Origin of the sequence: Mycobacterium sp. IS-1264, from assembly GCF_001954195.1 — a bacterium.
Taxonomy (GTDB): Bacteria; Actinomycetota; Actinomycetes; order Mycobacteriales; family Mycobacteriaceae; genus Mycobacterium.
Genome location: NZ_MBES01000044.1, coordinates 15,770 through 34,053, shown reverse-complemented (window position 1 = coordinate 34,053; position 18,284 = coordinate 15,770). Strand labels below are relative to the sequence as shown.

General features: G+C 67.9%; 19 protein-coding genes. 10 read left to right on the top strand and 9 right to left on the bottom strand.

Annotation, left to right across the window (positions count from 1 at the left end):
• Positions 1–31 precede the first annotated feature (31 nt).
• Positions 32–1,984, top strand: coding sequence for an acetate--CoA ligase (gene acs / locus A5744_RS07665; RefSeq protein ID WP_076059795.1), 1,953 nt, complete (start codon positions 32–34; stop codon positions 1,982–1,984).
• A gap of 1 nt (position 1,985) precedes the next feature.
• Here the strand turns inward: acs and A5744_RS07660 are convergent, their stop codons facing one another.
• Positions 1,986–2,684 carry a serine protease gene (locus A5744_RS07660; RefSeq protein ID WP_139329386.1) on the bottom strand — a complete coding sequence of 233 codons (699 nt, stop codon included), beginning with the start codon at positions 2,682–2,684 and terminating at the stop codon, positions 1,986–1,988.
• A gap of 126 nt (positions 2,685–2,810) precedes the next feature.
• Here A5744_RS07660 and A5744_RS07655 point away from each other — a divergent pair, with 126 nt between their 5' ends.
• Both A5744_RS07655 and A5744_RS07650 read left to right on the top strand, forming a co-directional pair.
• The gene (locus A5744_RS07655) at positions 2,811–3,368 is read left to right on the top strand and encodes a phage holin family protein (protein ID WP_076059792.1); all 558 of its coding nucleotides are present in this window, start codon (positions 2,811–2,813) and stop codon (positions 3,366–3,368) included.
• On the top strand, positions 3,369–4,334 hold the full coding sequence (locus A5744_RS07650; protein WP_076059790.1) for an alpha/beta hydrolase: 966 nt from the start codon (positions 3,369–3,371) through the stop codon (positions 4,332–4,334). It begins immediately after the preceding gene.
• Here A5744_RS07650 and marP read toward each other — a convergent pair.
• From marP to nth, 4 genes are read right to left on the bottom strand one after another with little or no spacing between them, the layout of a single operon-like run.
• Positions 4,327–5,520 (bottom strand): acid resistance serine protease MarP, encoded by a 1,194-nt coding sequence (gene marP, locus A5744_RS07645; RefSeq protein ID WP_139329391.1) that lies wholly within the window; start codon positions 5,518–5,520, stop codon positions 4,327–4,329. The two genes, A5744_RS07650 and marP, sit on opposite strands and share 8 nt — an antisense overlap.
• A gap of 5 nt (positions 5,521–5,525) precedes the next feature.
• Positions 5,526–6,344 carry a CoA pyrophosphatase gene (locus tag A5744_RS07640; RefSeq protein ID WP_076059859.1) on the bottom strand — a complete coding sequence of 273 codons (819 nt, stop codon included), beginning with the start codon at positions 6,342–6,344 and terminating at the stop codon, positions 5,526–5,528.
• The gene (locus tag A5744_RS07635) at positions 6,319–6,957 is read right to left on the bottom strand and encodes a TlpA disulfide reductase family protein (protein WP_076059857.1); all 639 of its coding nucleotides are present in this window, start codon (positions 6,955–6,957) and stop codon (positions 6,319–6,321) included. Before A5744_RS07635 ends, A5744_RS07640 begins: the two co-directional genes overlap by 26 nt.
• 16 nt (positions 6,958–6,973) lie before the next feature.
• Complete coding sequence (gene nth, locus A5744_RS07630; protein WP_170874446.1) at positions 6,974–7,711, bottom strand: endonuclease III; 738 nt, start codon at positions 7,709–7,711, stop codon at positions 6,974–6,976.
• A gap of 104 nt (positions 7,712–7,815) precedes the next feature.
• Here nth and A5744_RS07625 point away from each other — a divergent pair, with 104 nt between their 5' ends.
• Positions 7,816–8,211 (top strand): hypothetical protein, encoded by a 396-nt coding sequence (locus A5744_RS07625; protein ID WP_076059785.1) that lies wholly within the window; start codon positions 7,816–7,818, stop codon positions 8,209–8,211.
• 99 nt (positions 8,212–8,310) lie between these two features.
• Positions 8,311–8,985, top strand: coding sequence for a cAMP-activated global transcriptional regulator CRP (crp, locus tag A5744_RS07620; protein ID WP_007772229.1), 675 nt, complete (start codon positions 8,311–8,313; stop codon positions 8,983–8,985).
• A 78-nt stretch (positions 8,986–9,063) separates the two neighbouring features.
• Here crp and A5744_RS07615 read toward each other — a convergent pair whose 3' ends face one another.
• From A5744_RS07615 to A5744_RS24365, 3 genes are read right to left on the bottom strand one after another with little or no spacing between them, the layout of a single operon-like run.
• The gene (locus tag A5744_RS07615) at positions 9,064–9,858 is read right to left on the bottom strand and encodes an MBL fold metallo-hydrolase (RefSeq protein ID WP_076059784.1); all 795 of its coding nucleotides are present in this window, start codon (positions 9,856–9,858) and stop codon (positions 9,064–9,066) included.
• Between the two features lie 5 nt (positions 9,859–9,863).
• The gene (locus tag A5744_RS07610) at positions 9,864–10,319 is read right to left on the bottom strand and encodes a RidA family protein (RefSeq protein ID WP_076059782.1); all 456 of its coding nucleotides are present in this window, start codon (positions 10,317–10,319) and stop codon (positions 9,864–9,866) included.
• A 13-nt stretch (positions 10,320–10,332) separates the two neighbouring features.
• Positions 10,333–10,488 carry a hypothetical protein gene (locus tag A5744_RS24365; protein WP_139329387.1) on the bottom strand — a complete coding sequence of 52 codons (156 nt, stop codon included), beginning with the start codon at positions 10,486–10,488 and terminating at the stop codon, positions 10,333–10,335.
• 67 nt (positions 10,489–10,555) lie between these two features.
• Between A5744_RS24365 and A5744_RS07605 the strand changes: the two genes are divergently transcribed.
• Positions 10,556–11,581, top strand: coding sequence for an ArsA family ATPase (locus tag A5744_RS07605; protein ID WP_076059781.1), 1,026 nt, complete (start codon positions 10,556–10,558; stop codon positions 11,579–11,581).
• Entirely contained in the window at positions 11,578–12,729 is a 1,152-nt protein-coding gene (locus tag A5744_RS07600; protein ID WP_076059779.1) for an ArsA family ATPase, read from the top strand. Before A5744_RS07605 ends, A5744_RS07600 begins: the two co-directional genes overlap by 4 nt.
• Positions 12,730–12,975: 246 nt before the next feature.
• Here A5744_RS07600 and A5744_RS07595 read toward each other — a convergent pair whose 3' ends face one another.
• Complete coding sequence (locus A5744_RS07595) at positions 12,976–13,326, bottom strand: WhiB family transcriptional regulator (protein WP_076059777.1); 351 nt, start codon at positions 13,324–13,326, stop codon at positions 12,976–12,978.
• Positions 13,327–13,686: 360 nt separating this feature from the next.
• On the opposite strand from A5744_RS07595, the gene ponA2 reads away from it, so the two are divergent.
• The 3 genes from ponA2 to A5744_RS07580 are packed head-to-tail and all read left to right on the top strand — an operon-like array spanning position 13,687 to position 18,237.
• Entirely contained in the window at positions 13,687–16,119 is a 2,433-nt protein-coding gene (ponA2, locus tag A5744_RS07590; RefSeq protein WP_076059775.1) for a transglycosylase/D,D-transpeptidase PonA2, read from the top strand.
• Positions 16,120–16,174: 55 nt separating this feature from the next.
• Positions 16,175–17,134 (top strand): metallophosphoesterase, encoded by a 960-nt coding sequence (locus tag A5744_RS07585; RefSeq protein ID WP_076059773.1) that lies wholly within the window; start codon positions 16,175–16,177, stop codon positions 17,132–17,134.
• The gene (locus A5744_RS07580) at positions 17,131–18,237 is read left to right on the top strand and encodes a PLP-dependent cysteine synthase family protein (protein ID WP_076059772.1); all 1,107 of its coding nucleotides are present in this window, start codon (positions 17,131–17,133) and stop codon (positions 18,235–18,237) included. Before A5744_RS07585 ends, A5744_RS07580 begins: the two co-directional genes overlap by 4 nt.
• Positions 18,238–18,284 lie beyond the last annotated feature (47 nt).

Sequence of the window (18,284 nt, the reverse complement as noted above, 5' to 3'; positions counted from 1 at the left end):
TTGACGAGCCGAAACCATAGGAGAGTAGCCAGTGACCGCGACCCCCACCGAAGGGCCCTCCACGTACCCCCCGCCGCCGGGGTTCGCCGAACAGGCCAACGCCCGCGAGGAGCTGTACCACGAAGCGGAGCGAGACCGGCTCGCCTTCTGGGCCGAACAGGCCAACCGCCTGTCCTGGACGACGCCGTTCACCGAGGTGCTGGACTGGTCGGAGGCGCCGTTCGCCAAGTGGTTCGTCGGCGGCAAGCTCAACGTCGCCTACAACTGCGTGGACCGTCACGTCGAGGCCGGCCTCGGGGACCGGGTCGCCATCCACTGGGTCGGCGAGCCCGTCGGCGACGGCCGCAGCCTGACCTACGCCGATCTACAGGCCGAGGTATGCAAAGCCGCCAACGCGCTGAGCGACCTCGGGCTGGTCGCGGGCGACCGGGTCGCCATCTATATGCCGTTGATCCCGGAGGCCGTCGTCGCGATGCTGGCCTGCGCGCGGCTGGGCCTCATGCACAGCGTGGTGTTCGCCGGTTTCACCTCGAAGGCCCTGCGGGCCCGAATCGCCGATGCCCAGGCCAAACTGCTGATCACCACCGACGGGCAGTTTCGCCGCGGCAAGGCCGCGCCGCTCAAGGATGCGGCCGACGAGGCAGTCGGGGATCCGGACAGTCCCGTCGAGAAGGTTCTGGTGGTGCGCCGCACCGGGATTGACGTGTCGTGGAACGCCGACCGCGACGTGTGGTGGCACGACGTCGTCGACACCGCGTCGCCCGAACACACCCCCGAGTCGTTCGATTCCGAGCAGCCGCTGTTCCTGCTGTACACCTCGGGTACCACCGGCAAGCCCAAGGGCATCGTGCACACCAGCGGTGGCTACCTGACGCAATGCTCCTACACGCACTACTACATCTTCGACGTCAAGCCCGAGACCGACGTCTTCTGGTGCACCGCCGACATCGGCTGGGTCACCGGACACACCTACGGCGTCTACGGCCCGCTGTCCAACGGTGTCACCGAGGTACTCTACGAGGGCACGCCGGCCAGCCCGGATCAGCACCGCCATTTCCAGATCATCGAAAAATACGGCGTCACAATCTATTACGCCGCTCCCACCCTGATCCGCACCTTCATGAAGTGGGGACGCGAGATCCCCGACGCCCATGACCTGTCCAGCCTGCGGCTGCTGGGATCTGTCGGCGAACCGATCAACCCGGAAGCCTGGCGCTGGTATCGCGCGGTCTTCGGCGCCGACCAAATCCCGGTCGTGGACACCTGGTGGCAGACCGAAACGGGCGCCGCGATGATCTCGCCGCTGCCCGGAATCGCTGCGGCCAAACCCGGTTCGGCGATGACACCGCTGCCGGGGATCTCGGCCAAGATCGTCGACGACCACGGCGATCCGCTACGGCCCGAGAGCGACAACGCCCAGAACGCCACCGGATACCTGGTATTGGACCAGCCATGGCCGGGGATGCTGCGCGGCATCTGGGGCGACCCGGATCGGTACCGCGAGACGTACTGGTCGAAATTCGCCGACAAAGGCTTCTATTTCGCCGGCGACGGCGCCCGTTTCGATTCCGACGGCGCGATCTGGGTGCTGGGCCGCATCGACGACGTGATGAACGTGTCGGGGCACCGGATCTCCACCGCCGAGGTGGAATCGGCGGTCGTCGGCCACGACGGCGTCGCGGAGGCGGCGGTGGTCGGGGTCACCGACCAGACCACCGGCCAGGCAATTTGCGCGTTCGTCGTCCTGTGCGACAGCGACGACGCGCACCAGGGCACGCTCGACGAGCTGCGTGCTCACGTCGCACAGGAGATCTCGCCGATCGCCAAGCCGCGCGAGATCCATGTGGTGCCGGAGCTGCCGAAGACTCGCAGCGGCAAGATCATGCGGCGGCTGCTGCGCGACGTCGCCGAAAACCGCGAGCTGGGCGACACGTCGACGCTGCTCGATCCCGGCGTGTTCGACGCGATCAGGGCGGCCAAGTAGGTCAGGCCGGCACCGGCACGAATCCCGCACCGGGCCGATGCCTGGCGTTGATGTCGCCCAGGATCGAGTTGAACGACATCACGATGGCCGGGGTGTGCAGCGGAATGTACTTGATAATGCAGGTCGGCAGGTTGTCGCTGAACGCGCCGTGGATCATGCCGACCAGCAGGTTGTCGACGGTGACCGGCGCCCCCGAGTCACCGGGGTTGCCGCACACCTGCATGACGATGGTGCCCGGGGTCTGGCCCATCCCCCACGTGACACCGCACGAGTTGCCCGTCGTGCGGCCCTGTTTGCACGCGACCTGGCCGAACGTCGGATCCGGGCCGATGCCGTTGATCGCGAACCCGTTGTAGACGGCCACCGGAGCCACCTTGGCCGGATCGAATTTGATCACCGCGTAATCGAGGTTGTCGTTCCCTGCGACCATCGTTCCCAGCGTGCCCCTGCCCGCCGCGGCCTCGGCGGCGACCTGCGCGCCGGGGCCCCCGCAGTGCGCGGAGGTGAAGCCGATCAGGTCGCCGGCCGCGTCGTTGCCGATCGCGGTGAGCGTGCACATCGTGTCCCCGTTGATGACGATCCCCGCGCCGCCACCCAACGGAACCCTGTCGTCGGCACCCGCGACGCGGACGGGCAAACCCAGCAGGCCCACCAGCACGGCCACCATCGCCGCCACGAAGCACCGATGTGCCGTCCGCAATCGAAACTCCCGTCAGCCGATCGGAACGTCGGAGACCAGCTGCGCCAGTCTAAATGATCACCGGGGCTCCGCCAGTGCTGCGGCGGTCGTCGGCTGGCCTCGTCTGGCACCGCGGCGCATGGCAACATGAACCGCGACGACAGCGAACCGAGAGGACCGTCTGTGAGTAACGATCGCAAGAACGGTGTGCCGAGCACGCTGACCACGATTCCGCTGGCCGACCCGCACGCCAGGCCAGCCGACCCGTCGATCGGTGATCTGATCAAGGACGCGACCACTCAGGTGTCCACGCTGGTGCGCGCGGAGGTGGAATTGGCCCGCGCCGAGATCACCCGCGACGTCAAGAAGGGCTTGACCGGCAGCGTCTACTTCATCGCAGCGCTGGTGGTGTTGTTCTACTCCACCTTCTTTTTCTTCTTCTTCCTCGCCGAGCTGCTCGACGACTGGCTGTGGCGCTGGGTGGCCTTCCTGATCGTGTTCGCGATCATGGTCGTCGTCGGCGCGGTCCTGGCCCTGCTGGGTTTCCTGAAGGTCCGCCGAATCCGGGGACCGCGGGAGACCATCGAATCGGTCAGGGAGACCCGCACCGCACTCACGCCGGGCCACGACAAGGCCGCCACACCCAGGCTCCCCGCGTCGGACGGTGCTTCCGACCGAGCTCCGGCAGATCCCTCGGGTTGGTAGATGCCAGCGCCGGATCCGTCGGTGACCCGCATCGACGGGCCATGGCGCCATTTGGACGTGCACGCCAACGGCATCCGATTCCATGTCGTCGAGGCGCTGCCCGCCGACCCGGACGCGGCTAGACCCCCCGCGGAGCCGGCCTCGGCGCGGCCGCTGGTGATGCTGCTGCACGGTTTCGGTTCGTTCTGGTGGTCCTGGAGGCACCAGTTGCGCGGACTGCGCGGCGCCCGGGTCGTCGCGGTCGACCTGCGCGGCTATGGCGGCAGCGACAAGCCACCCCGCGGCTACGACGGCTGGACGCTCGCCGGTGACACGGCCGGACTCATTCGCGCGCTTGGGCATTCGTCGGCGACGCTGATCGGCCACGCCGACGGCGGCCTGGCCTGCTGGACGACCGCCCTGTTGCATTCCCGGCTGGTGCGTGCCATCGCGTTGATCAGCTCGCCGCATCCGAGCGCGCTGCGCCGCTCCACGCTGACGCGTCGCGACCAGAGCTACGCGCTGCTGCATACCTTGCTGCGCTATCAGCTGCCGATCTGGCCCGAGCGCCAGCTGACCCGGGACAACGGCGCGGAGATCGAGCGGCTGGTCCGTAGCCGCAGCTCCGCCAAATGGGTTGCGTCCGAAGACTTCTCGCAAACCGTTGGCTATTTGCGTACGGCGATCCAAATTCCCGGCGCCGCACATTGCGCGTTGGAGTACCAACGCTGGGCGGTGCGCAGCCAGCTGCGGGGCGAAGGCCGGCGATTCATGAGAGCGATGTCGGGCCAGCTCGGCATTCCGCTGCTACACCTGCGCGGCGACGAGGACCCCTACGTGCTGGCCGATCCCGTCGACCACAGCCGGCGCTACGCGCCCCAGGGGCGATACGTATCCATCAGCGGCGCAGGGCATTTCAGCCACGAAGAGGCGCCTGAGGAGATCAACAGGCATCTGATGAGGTTTCTCGAGAACGTGGTCAGCTGACGCAGGAGCCCGTGGCGACCTGGGCGGTGTCCCCGATCCGGGCCAGCTGTCCGGCCACCTCGGTGGCGGTCAACACGAAGCCGGTGTCGGGGTCGTCGACGGCCGCGCCGAACACGACGCCGAGCACATGGCCGTTCAGGTCGATCAACGGTCCACCCGAATTGCCTTGCTCCACATTCGCTCTGATGGTGTACACGTCGCGGGTGACGGGCTGCGGGTCGCGGTAGATGTCGGGCCCGCTGAGTTTGATGTTCTCCCGAATCCTGGCCGGGGTGGCGGTGAAGTTGCCGCCGCCGGGATAACCCATCACCACCACGTCGGTGCCGGTCTTCGCCTCGCCTTCAGCGAAGGCCAGCGGCGGTGGCGGCAGGTTGCGGACGGACAGGATGGCGATGTCGACCGACGGGTCATAGGACACCACGGTGGCATCCAGCGGGTTGCCGCTGGCGTATATCTGCACGCTGCTGGATCCGGCCACCACGTGCGCGTTCGTCATCACCCGGTCGGGCGATATCACGAATCCACTGCCCTCCAACACTTTTTGGCAGCTGGGCGCCAGGCTGCGCACCTTCACGACGCTCGCCGCGGTGGCTTGCACGACCGGGTTGTTGGCCAGCGCCGGGTCCGGCGACGCGACGGGAATGACCGGGGTGCGGCTGAACGGCTCCAGCACCGCGGGCAGCCCGGAGGTGTTCAGCAGCGCCGAGAGCCGCTTGGGCACGGTCTTGAGCCAGGGCGGCGCTACCTCGTTGACCTTGGCCAGCACCCGCGAGCCCCGGACCGCGGCGGCCAGCTCGGGCTGGTCCTTCGACTGCGTCAGCGGCGTCGCCAAAAGCCAGGCCGCGGTCAGTACGACGACGAGCTGGACCCCCACCCCGATGACCGAGTCGACGGATCGGATTGCGCGGCTACGGATCGCGCCGCGCACGGCGCGCCCCAGCACCACACCGGCGACCTCCCCGACCACGACCAGCGCGAGGATCAGAAACAGCGCGGTGAACAATTTCGCGCGCGGGGCGGCGATGTGGCTGACGATGTGCGGCGCCAGCAGGACCCCGGCGATCGCGCCGAGCAACACGCCGACGAACGACAGCAGCGAGCCCAGCGCGCCCGAACGCCAACCCGAGATGGCCGCGATGAACGCGACCGCCAGGACCGCGATATCCAGCCACTGCGAAGGCGTCATCGAATTCATCGGGCACCGTCCTCGCCACCGACCAGCACCATCGCCTCGTCCAATTCGCGAATGTCGGTGGTATCCCAGGGCAGGGCCCAGCCGGCGACGTCGAGCACCGCGGAGATCACCTGGCCAGTGAATCCCCAAACCAGCATCTGGTTCAACAGAAACGCCGGGCCGGCCCAACGACGGCCGAGGGCGCCGCGGTACACCATCAGCCGGTTCTCCGGATTGATGAAGGCGCGCACCGGAACCCGCGACACGATCGCGGTTTCGGTCTCGTCGACGACGGCCACCGGGCCGGGATCGGGTGAATAGGCCAGCACCGGCACCACGTGGAAACGCGACGGCGCAATGAATGTCCGCTCCATCGTGGCCAGCGGATGCAGCCTGCGCACGTCGATCCCGGTCTCTTCCTGCGCCTCGCGCAGCGCGGTGGCCACCGGACCGTCGTCGGCGGGATCGGATGCGCCGCCGGGGAATGCGGCTTGGCCGGCGTGGTGGCGCAACGTCGAGGCGCGCACGGTCAGCAGCAGATCGGCATCGTCGGGCAGGCCGCCGTCGGGCGGGCCGGACTCCGGACCCGAGAACAGCACCAGCACGGCGGCCTCGCGCCCGTCGCCGCGCAATGTCGCCATCGACGACGCGGCCTTGGCCGCGGTCACCATCGCGAGCACGCCGGCCGGGAGCCGATGCCGATACGCCTCGGGGATCTGACCGACATTGTCGACCAGCGGACGCAACCAGGGCGGGCAGACGTCAGGCGTCAGTGGGACGACCGCAGCACTCACCGGCGCCTCCTTGCCCTCAGCCCGCGTCGTTTCCGACCGCAGCCGCGATCTCGTCGGCACTCGCGAAAGCCCGCGGCAGCGTCTGCGCAACGCTACCGTCCGACCGCAGCACCACCGTCGCGGGCATCACGTTTGCCACCCGCAGCGCCGCCGCCACCCGGCGGCGACCGTCCTGCAACGTCGGCAGCCGAACGCCCAACTCCGCCAACCGCAGCAGCGCCGCCGTCTCGTTCTCGTCCTGGTGCACGGTCACCACCATCACGCGCGGGCCGGCCCGCCGTTGATACTCGGCCATCGCGGGCAGTTCGGCCGCGCACGGCGCGCACCAATACGCCCACAAGTTGAGGATCACGCGGCGCCCGGCGAGCGCCGCAGCGACGTCGACGGCCGAGCCATCGGCGGCGCATTCCACCGTCACACCGCGCAGCGCCGCCGGACCGGGGCCGCCCCCGGCCGCGGGACAGGGCGGCAGCCCCGCGCGCTCGCGAGGCCCCGCCAGCGCCGCCGGCGTATCGGCGTCGCGATGTTCACGAGCGGCGGTCGGCGGCGAGGTCGCGGTCGTCGAGGGGCGCTCGCGCAGCTGCGCCAGCAGCGCCACGGCCAGCGCCACCACCACCGCCAGGATCGCGATGGTCCAACGCGTCTTACGGGCCACCGGCACCGGCCTTGATTTACAGCCCGGCCAGCGCCAGCAAGTGCTCGGTTTCCGGGCCCTGCACCAGGGGCGCGGCGAGCAGCGGCTCGGTGGGGCCCAGGCCGAAGGAGGGGCAGTCCTTGGCGAGCACGCAGACCCCGCATGCCGGTTTGCGGGCGTGGCACACCCGGCGGCCGTGGAAGATCACCCGGTGGCTCAACATGGTCCACTCGGCGCGCGGGATGAGGTCGCCGACCGCGTGCTCGATCTTGACCGGATCCTTCTCGTCGGTCCAGCGCCACCTGCTGACCAGCCGCGCGAAGTGGGTGTCGACGGTGATTCCGGGGATACCGAAGGCGTTTCCCAGGATGACGTTGGCGGTTTTGCGCCCCACCCCGGGCAACGTCACCAACTCGGCCATGGTCGACGGCACCTCACCGTCGAACCGTTCCACCAGCGCTTGCCCGAGGCCCATCAGCGACGTTGCCTTGTTGCGGAAGAAGCCGGTGGGGCGGATGAGGGCTTCCAGTTCGGTGCGGTCGGCCTGCGCATAATCAAGCGCGGAGCGGTATCGCTTGAACAACGCGGGCGTGGTCAGATTCACCCGTTTGTCGGTGCTCTGCGCCGAGAGGATGGTGGCCACCGTCAACTCGAGCGGCGAGGTGAAATCCAGTTCGCAGTGCGCATCCGGAAACGCTTGCGCCAGTGCACGATTCATCCGGCGGGCGCGTCGCACCAACCCGGTTCGGGTTTCGTCGGACCAGCGCCGGGCCAGGGCGGCGCCTGGGGTGGATTGCGTGGACTTGGAGCGTGCGGACGGCTTTGCCACTGTCACCTACGACAGAGTACTGATTTCGTGATCTCGCTGAGACCTTGGACATGTTTACTCTCCTTGTGTCGTGGTTGCTGGTGGCCTGCGTTCCCGGGCTTTTGATGCTTGCGACGCTCGGTTTGGGGCGGCTGGAAACCGAGGTCGCCCACAACACGGTCACGACCACCGACGTCGACGAGTTTCTCGCGTACGCGGAGGCCGTGGACGTGCACACGCTGGCCCGCGAGGGTATGCCCGAGGCGCTGGATTACCTGCATCGACGCCAGGCCCAGCAGCTCGCCCAGTCTCCGTCCGAGGCATCGCACGTCGGCAGGCATCGGGCCGAGGTGATCTTTGCCAGGGCCGCCGCGACCGTCGGCGAGGCCCGGTTGCCGTCCCAAATACGAACGCATTCGCGCGGCAATCCGCAATTTAGGGGGACTAGACACGTCAATCGTGTGTAGCGTTGGCACGTTGGACACATAGGGCCTACCTCTAGACTCGTCAGACGGGCAAGCGGTTGGCCTGCCGATATCACATCGTTGGAAAGCTGAAGAGGCAACGTGGACGAGATCCTGGCAAGGGCAGGAATCTTCCAAGGGGTTGAGCCTGGCGCGGTCACCGCACTGACCAAGCAACTCCAACCCGTCGACTTCCCCCGTGGGCACACGGTTTTCGCGGAAGGGGAGCCGGGCGATCGGCTGTACATCATCGTCGCGGGGAAGGTCAAGATCGGGCGCCGCTCACCGGACGGCCGGGAGAACCTGCTGACGATCATGGGCCCGTCGGACATGTTCGGCGAATTGTCGATCTTCGACCCCGGGCCACGGACTTCCAGCGCGACGACGATCACCGAGGTGCGCGCGGTGTCGATGGACCGCGACGCGCTGCGGGCCTGGATCGCCGACCGACCGGAGATCGCCGAGCAGCTGTTGCGGGTGCTCGCCCGGCGGCTGCGGCGGACCAACAACAATCTCGCCGACCTCATCTTCACCGACGTGCCCGGCCGGGTGGCCAAGCAGCTGCTGCAGCTTGCGCAGCGTTTCGGCACCCAGGAGGGCGGCGCGATGCGGGTCACCCACGACCTGACGCAGGAGGAGATCGCCCAGCTGGTGGGCGCCTCCCGGGAGACGGTGAACAAGGCGCTCGCCGATTTCGCCCACCGCGGCTGGATCCGGCTGGAGGGCAAGAGCGTGCTGATTTCGGACTCCGAACGGCTGGCCCGCCGCGCCCGCTAGCGCGTTTGCGTCGAGCCTGTAATTTTGCAGGCCTCTACTCGCACTTCTTCCGCAAAATTACAGTCTCGACGTAGGTAGTCAGTCTCGGCGCAGATAGTCCAGTTGCGCCTGAACGGACCATTCGGCCGCGTCCCAGAGCTTTTCGTCGACGTCGACGTAGACGTATTCGACGATCTCGCGCGTCGTGGCCTCCTCGCCGAGGTCCCACAGCGCGGCGCGCACCTGCTCGAGGCGCTCGTGGCGATGCATCAGGTAGCCGGCGGCGACGGTCTCCAGGTCGGCCAGATTCGGTCCGTGCCCGGGTAACACGGCGCGGCGGCCGAGGCCCCGCAGTCGCCGCAGCGATTCAAGGTAGTCGGCCAGGCTGCCGTCTTCCTTGTCGATGACGGTGGTGCCGCGGCCCAGCACGGTGTCCGCGGTCAGCACGGCGTCGTCGAGCAGGAACGACATCGAATCGGCGGTGTGCCCCGGGGTCGCCAGCACCGTGATCTTCAGGCCGGCCGCATCGATCACCTCGCCGTCGGTCAGCTCACCGCCGAGGCCGCGCAGAAACCCGCTGCCCGCCGAGCGCACGGTCGCGCCCGTCCGCTCGACCAGCTTGTCGATGCCGTCGGTGTGGTCGCCGTGGCGATGACTGATCAGCACCAGCGCGACGCGGCCCAGCGCGGCGATGTTGTCGATGTGCGCGTCGTCGTCCGGCCCCGGGTCGACGATCACCAGCTCGTCGCTGCGCGGGCCACGAAGCACCCAGGTGTTCGTGCCCTCCAGCGTCAACAAGCCGGGGTTGTCGGCCAGCAGGACCGAGGCCGTGTCGGTGACCGCCCGCAACCTGCCGTATGCGGGATGGCTCAGCGACGCAGCAGCCTCGGTCATGGCCGTTAGCCGACCTCCACGATCAACTCGACTTCCACTGGCGCATCCAAGGGGAGCTCGGCGACGCCGACCGCCGAACGCGCGTGCGCGCCGTTGTCGCCGAAGACCTCGCCGAGCAGCTCCGAGGCCCCGTTGATCACGCCGGGCTGGCCGTGGAAACCGGACGCGGACGCGACGAACCCGACGACCTTGACCACCCGGGTCACCGCGTCGATGCCGACCAGCGAGTCCACCGCGGCCAGCGCATTGAGCGCGCAGAGGCGCGCCAACGCCTTGCCCTCATCGGGGGTGATCTCCGCGCCGACCTTGCCGATGCGCGCGAGCTTCCCGGCCTCCATCGGCAGCTGGCCCGCCGTATAGACCAGGTTGCCGGTGCGCACCGCCGGAACATAGGCGGCCAGCGGCGCAACCACCTGCGGAAGCGTGACGCCGAGCTGGCCGAGCCGGGCCGATGCGGTCATGAACGCGGGCCCGTTACTTGGGGCGCTTCAGGTACGCGACGTGCTGCTCACCCGTGGGCCCCGGCAGTACCGCCACCAACTCCCACCCGTCGTCGCCCCACTGGTCGAGGATCTGTTTGGTGGCGTGCGTCAGCAGCGGAACGGTCACGTACTCCCATGCCTGGCTCATGCCGCGAGCTTATCGGTCGGAGCTGAACGGCTCTGGTCAGCCCGAGCAATGCTCGGGCTAGCATGCGATGGTGGCAACCACACCTGGCAGCGGTAGCTCCGTCGGCTGGCCGGCGCGCCTGTCGAAGGCCCGCTTGCATTTTGTGACCGGCAAGGGCGGCACGGGTAAGTCGACGATCGCGGCCGCGCTGGCACTGACCCTGGCGGCGGGGGGCCGCAAGGTCCTCCTCGTGGAAGTCGAAGGGCGCCAAGGGATTGCGCAACTTTTCGACGTTCCGCCGCTGCCCTACCAGGAGCTGAAGATCGCGAGCGCCGAACGCGGCGGTCAGGTCAACGCGCTGGCCATCGACATCGAGGCCGCGTTCCTGGAATACCTCGACATGTTTTACAACCTCGGCATCGCAGGGCGGGCGATGCGCCGGATCGGTGCGATCGAGTTCGCGACGACGATCGCGCCCGGTCTGCGCGACGTCCTGCTCACCGGAAAGATCAAGGAGGCCGTCGTCCGCCAGGACAAGGGGTCCAAGAATCCGGTCTACGACGCGATCGTCGTCGACGCCCCGCCGACCGGCCGCATCGCCCGTTTCCTCGACGTCACCAAGGCGGTGTCGGACTTGGCCAAGGGCGGGCCGGTGCACTCGCAGAGCGAGGGCGTGGTGCGGTTGCTGCACTCCGACCAAACCGCTATCCACCTGGTCACCCTGCTCGAAGCGCTGCCGGTGCAGGAAACGATGGAGGCCATCGAAGAGCTCGCGGAGATGGGGCTGCCGATCGGCAGCGTGATCGTCAATCGGAACATCCCGTCGTACCTCGAGCCCCGCGACCTGGCGAAGGCCGCCGAGGGTGACGTCGACGCGGACTCGGTGCGGGCCGGGCTCGAGATGGCCGGAATCAAGCTCAGCGACACCGATTTCGCCGGTCTGCTGACCGAGACCATCCAGCATGCGACGCGGATCGCGGCGCGCGCGGAGACCGCGCAACAGCTCGACGCGCTGAACGTGCCCCGGCTGGAACTGCCGGCGATCTCCGACGGTGTCGACCTCGGCAGCCTGTACGAACTTTCGGAATCGCTTGCGCAACAGGGGGTTCGATGAGCGTCACACCCAAAACCCTTGATATGGCGGCCATCCTGGCCGACACTTCCAACCGGGTGGTGGTGTGCTGCGGCGCCGGGGGCGTGGGCAAGACCACCACCGCGGCCGCAATGGCGTTGCGTGCGGCCGAATATGGCCGCACCGTATGCGTTTTGACGATCGACCCGGCCAAGCGGTTGGCACAGGCGCTGGGTGTGAACGACCTCGGCAACACCCCGCAGCGGGTGGCGCTCGCGCCCGAAGTCACCGGTGAGCTGCACGCGATGATGCTGGACATGCGCCGCACCTTCGACGAGATGGTGGTCCAATACTCCGGACCCGATCGGGCGCAGGCGATTCTGGACAACCAGTTCTACCAGACGGTCGCCACGTCGCTCGCCGGGACGCAGGAGTACATGGCGATGGAGAAGCTCGGTCAACTGCTGAGCCAGGACCGCTGGGACCTGGTCGTGGTGGACACTCCCCCGTCGCGCAACGCGCTGGATTTCTTGGATGCGCCCAAACGGCTGGGCAGCTTCATGGACAGCCGGCTGTGGCGACTGCTGCTGGCGCCCGGCCGGGGCATCGGGCGGCTGGTGACCGGCGCGATGAGTTTGGCGATGAAGGCGCTGTCGACCGTGCTCGGTTCGCAAATGCTGGCCGACGCGGCGGCGTTCGTGCAATCGCTGGACGCCACGTTCGGCGGGTTCCGCGAGAAGGCGGACCGCACGTATGCCCTGCTGAAGAGGCGCGGCACGCAGTTCGTCGTGGTTTCCGCGGCGGAACCGGACGCGCTGCGCGAGGCATCCTTCTTCGTCGATCGGCTGTCGCAGGAGGGCATGCCGCTGGCGGGGCTGGTCTTGAACCGCACCCATCCGATGTTGTGCGCTTTGCCGGCCGAGCGGGCGATCGACGGACACGAAACCCTCGAGGCGCAGGCGGACTCCGAGGCCGCTTCGCTGGCCGCGGCCATCCTGCAAATCCATGCCGATCGCGCCCAAACCGCCAAGCGCGAGATCCGGCTGCTGTCCCGTTTTACCGGAGCCAACCCGCATGTGCCGGTCATCGGGGTGCCCTCGCTGCCGTTCGATGTTTCGGATCTGGAGGCCCTGCGGGCGCTCGCCGATCAGATCACCGCGACCGGCAACGGGCTCGCGGCGGCACGATAAATAGCGGGTCGCGCAACCCTCGACGCGTGGTTTAGACCCGCTTCCGGCTCGGCCGGACTATTTGACACGGGTCAGTTGTAGCTGGCGAATCCTTATTGCGCACAAGCCACTTCATATTGAACACGCCTCAATAAAACGCGGCGTCCTGCGCCGTAACAGAAACGTAATGATGAACGAGCCTGGCTCGCCGTGAGCTACCCGGGAGCGGCCCCAGTGGCCGGCAACCTAGTTGTCCGCGCCGGAGGGTCAGCCGACGCCGCGGCTGCGGCGCTTGTCGAAGAAATCCGACCAGGAGACGACCTCGGGGTGCTGCTTGAGCAGGGCCCGGCGCTGACGCTCGGTCATGCCGCCCCACACTCCGAACTCGACCTTGTTATCGAGTGCGTCGGCACCGCACTCCTGCATTACCGGGCAGTGACGGCAGATCACTGCGGCCTTGCGCTGGGCGGCGCCGCGGACGAACAGTTCGTCCGGATCGGTTGTCCGGCAGAGTGCCTTGGATACCCAGGCAATCCGCTCTTCCGCGTCAACGCTGCGTAATACCCCCTGTGCAGCCGCGATGTTCGTCCGACGCGCGGCCGGTCGTGTTACTGACACGAGCTGTTCCCTTCCTCCCGGTCGCAATTCGCGACCGCCTCCCTCGGGTGCAGACCCAGCTGCGATCTACGCCACACTGTGAGTTTCGGTGTTACCTGCATCTCACCGTGTGTCTAAGTTAGGTGGTCAGGTGCCAATTGCGCAACAGTCTCATAACACTTTTTTGGGACGATCGTGCCGTCTCGTCCCAAATCATAAGTCGGCACGTAACGTCGTGTACCCACTTTTGGTACCCGATTCGTGACGCAACCGAAAATATTGGCTGTGGACAACCGGCAAGTCCGCTGGTCACGGCCCATTGCGGGCGGGAAAAAAATTGACGGGAACGTCGGACGATAGGGGGCCGCTACTCTTGTACGCATGCCAGAGCGCCCGCCGGTTGCCCTTACGATTCTGAAGCTTGCGGGGTGTTGCTTACTGGCCAGCGTCGTCGCGACGGCGCTGATGTTCCCCCTCGCGGGCGGGGTGGGCCTGATGTCGAACCGGGCGTCCGAAGTCGTCGCCAACGGCTCGGCACAGCTCGTCGAGGGACAGGTACCCGCGGTGTCGACGATGGTCGACGCGAAGGGCAACGTGATCGCCTGGCTGTACTCGCAGCGCCGGTTCGAGGTGCCCACCGACAAGATCGCCAACACGATGAAGCTGGCGATCGTCTCGATCGAGGACAAGCGGTTCGCCGAGCACGCCGGCGTGGACTGGAAGGGCACGCTGACCGGACTGGCCGGCTATGCGCGCGGCGACGTCGACACTCGCGGCGGCTCGACCATCGAGCAGCAGTACATCAAGAACTACCAACTGCTGGTGACCGCCCAGACCGACGCCGAAAAGCGCGCCGCGGTCGAGACCACCCCGGCGCGCAAGCTGCGCGAGATCCGGATGGCGCTCACGCTGGACAAGACGTTCACCAAGCCCGAGATCCTGACCCGCTACCTCAATCTCGTCTCGTTCGGTAACAACTCCTTCGGCGTGCAGGACGCGGCGCAGACCTACTTCGGCATCAACGCGTCGGACCTGAACTGGCAACAGGCGGCGCTGCTGGCGGGCATGGTGCAGTCCACCAGCACGCTGAACCCGTACACGAACCCGGACGGCGCGCTGGCCCGGCGGAACCTGGTGCTGGACACCATGATCGAGAACATTCCGCAGGAGGCCGATGCCCTGCGGGCCGCCAAGGCGCAGCCGCTGGGGATCTTGCCGCAACCTAACGAGCTGCCCCGGGGCTGCATCGCGGCCGGCGACCGCGCGTTCTTCTGCGACTACGTGCAGGAGTATCTGTCTCGCGCCGGGATCAGCAAGGAACAAGTCGCCAGGGGCGGCTACCTGATCCGCACGACGCTCAACCCGGACGTGCAGATCCCGGTCAAGGCGGCCATCGACAAGTTCGCCAGCCCTACGCTGCCGGGCATCTCGAGCGTGATGAGCGTGATCCAGCCGGGCAAGACCTCCCACCACGTGATGGCGATGGCCAGCAACCGCACCTACGGCCTGAACCTCGACGCCGGTGAAACGATGCGGCCACAGCCGTTCTCGCTGGTCGGAGACGGCGCAGGGTCGGTGTTCAAGATCTTCACCACGGCCGCGGCGCTGGACATGGGGATGGGCATCAACGCCACGCTCGAGGTGCCGGGCCGCTTCCAGGCCAAGGGCATGGGTAGCGGTGGGGCCAAGGGCTGCCCCAAGGACACCTGGTGTGTGGTCAACGCCGGCAACTACAAGGGCTCGATGAACGTGACCGAGGCGCTGGCCACCTCGCCCAACACCGCGTTCGCCAAGCTGATCCAGCAGGTCGGGGTGACGCGGACGGTGGACATGGCGATCAAGCTGGGCCTGCGGTCCTACGCCGACCCGGGCACCGCCCGCGACTACAACCCCGACAGCAACGAGAGCCTGGCCGACTTCGTCAAGCGGCAGAACATCGGTTCGTTCACGCTAGGCCCGATCGAGCTGAATGCGCTGGAGCTGTCGAACGTCGCGGCCACGCTGGCGTCCGGGGGCGTGTGGTGCCCGCCGAATCCGATCGACAAGCTGATCGACCGCAACGGCAACGAGGTCGCCGTCACGACCGAGACCTGCGATCAGGTGGTACCAGAGGGCCTGGCCAACACCATGGCCAACGCGATGAGCAAGGACGCGGTCGGCAGCGGCACGGCGGCCGGTTCGGCCGGCGCGGCCGGCTGGAACCTGCCGGTGTCCGCCAAGACCGGCACCACCGAGGCACACCGATCCTCCGCTTTCGTGGGCTTCACCAGCCACTACGCGGCCGCGAACTACATCTATGACGACTCGACCACGCCCACGGACCTGTGCTCCGCCCCGCTGCGCCACTGCGGCGAGGGCGACCTGTACGGCGGTAACGAGCCGGCCCGCACCTGGTTCACCGCGATGAAACCGATCGCCGACAGCTTCGGCGAGGTGAAACTGCCGCCCACCGATCCCCGCTATGTCGACGGGTCACCGGGATCGCGGGTGCCCAGCGTTGCCGGCCTGGACATCGACGCGGCGCGCCAGCGCATCAAGGAGGCGGGTTTCCAGGTCGCCGACCAGAATAACTTCGTCAACAGCACTGCCAAGCAGGGCGAGGTGGTCGGAACGACGCCAAGCGGCGCAACGATTCCGGGGTCGATCATCACCATCCAAGTCAGCAACGGCATCCCGCCGGCTCCGCCGCCGCCGCCGGAAGGCGGGCCGCCGCCGGTCGGATCGCAGGTGGTGGAGATTCCGGGCCTGCCGCCGATCACGATCCCGTTGCTGGCGCCACCGCCGCCGGCGGCGCCCGGACAGCCGCCTCCGTAGGCGTTGCGGCGCAGCAGATACGGTGTCAGCGCGCCAGCGGCAGTAGGCTGCCTGCATGGCTGATGTTCTGCGCGCCCTGATACGCGCCGGCGCCGTTGCGGTCGGCTCCACCGTCGCCGGCATCGGTTACGCCTCGATCGTCGAGCGCAACGCGTTCGTCCTGCGCGAGATAACCATGCCCGTGTTGACGCCGGGTTCCACGCCGCTGCGGGTGCTGCATATCAGCGATATCCACATGCTTCCCCACCAACCCCGCAAACAGGCTTGGCTGCGCGAGCTGGCCAGCTGGGAGCCCGACCTGGTCGTCAACACCGGCGACAACCTCGCGCACCCCAAGGCCGTACCCGCGGTCGTGCAGACCCTGGGCGATCTGCTCTCCCGCCCGGGCGTCTTCGTGTTCGGCAGCAACGACTACTTCGGGCCGCGGCTGAAAAACCCGGCGAACTACGTGACCAAGCCGTCGCACCGCGTCCGGGGTGAACCGCTGCCCTGGCAGGATCTGCGCGCGGCGTTCACCGAGCGCGGCTGGCTGGACCTCACCCACACCCGTCGTGAGTTCGAGGTGGCCGGCCTGCACGTCGCCGCCGCGGGCGTGGACGACCCGCACATCGACCGGGACCGCTACGACACGATCGCCGGGCCCGCCAGCCCGGCGGCGAATCTGCGGCTGGGACTTACTCATTCGCCCGAGCCGCGCGTGCTGGATCGCTTCGCCGCCGACGGCTACCAGTTGGTGATGGCCGGGCACACCCACGGCGGGCAGCTGTGTTTGCCGTTCTACGGCGCCCTGGTGACCAATTGCGGCCTGGATCGGTCCCGCGCCAAGGGGCCGTCGCGCTGGGGCGCCAATATGCTGTTGCATGTCTCGGCCGGCATCGGCACGTCGCCGTATGCGCCGGTGCGGTTCTGCTGTCGGCCCGAAGCGACGCTGCTGACGTTGATCGCCACCCCGATGGGTGGCCGCGACGCGAGCAGCAACTTCGGCCGTACGCAGCCGGCAGTTTCGGTGCGTTGAGCGATCGGGCCCGGATCGCGGTCCGCAGCCTGCCGCGCGCCTGGACCGACAACGCGATTCGGCTCATCGAGGCGGACGCCCGCCGCAGCGCCGATACCCACCTGTTGCGCTACCCGCTGCCGTCGGCCTGGTGCGCGAATGTCGATGTCGCCCTGTACCTCAAGGACGAGACCACCCATATCACCGGCAGCCTCAAGCATCGGCTGGCGCGCTCGTTGTTCCTCTACGCGCTGTGCAACGGGTGGATTTCGGAGGGCACCACCGTCGTCGAGGCGTCGTCGGGCTCGACGGCGGTGTCGGAGGCCTACTTCGCAGACCTGCTGGGCCTGCCGTTCGTCGCCGTGATGCCGGCCGCCACCAGCTCCGCCAAGGTCGCGCTAATCGAATCACAAGGCGGCCGTTGCCATTTCGTGCAGAACTCCAGCGAGGTGTACGCCGAGGCGCAGCGCGTCGCCGACGAGACGGGCGGGCACTACCTGGACCAGTTCACCAACGCGGAGCGCGCTACCGACTGGCGTGGCAACAACAACATCGCCGAGTCGATCTATGAGCAAATGCTCGACGAGAACCACCCGGTCCCGGAATGGATCGTGGTGGGCGCGGGCACCGGCGGCACCAGCGCGACGATCGGCCGCTACATCCGCTACCGCCGCCATGCCACCCGGTTGTGCGTCGTCGACCCGGACAACTCCGCGTTCTTTCCGGCCTACGCCGAGGACCGATACGACATCGTGATGCCCACGTCGTCGCGCATCGAGGGCATCGGGAGGCCGCGCGTGGAGCCTTCGTTTCTGCCCGGCGTTGTCGACCGCATGGTCGCCGTGCCGGACGCCGCGTCGATCGCCGCCGCCTGCCACGTGAGCGCCGTGCTGGGACGACGGGTGGGGCCGTCGACGGGCACCAACCTGTGGGGCGCCTTCGGCGTGCTCGCCGAGATGGTCGCCGAGGGCCGCAGCGGCTCGGTGGTCACGCTGCTCGCCGACAGCGGCGATCGTTATGCCGACACCTATTTCAGCGACGAGTGGGTCCGTGCGCAGGGACTCGATCCGACCGGGCCCGCGGCCGCGCTGGTCGAGTTCGAGCGCTCCTGCCGTTGGGCCTAGCCTCCAGCCTGGCGTTTCGTCAGGCGACGGGCGCGTGCGATAGGCTG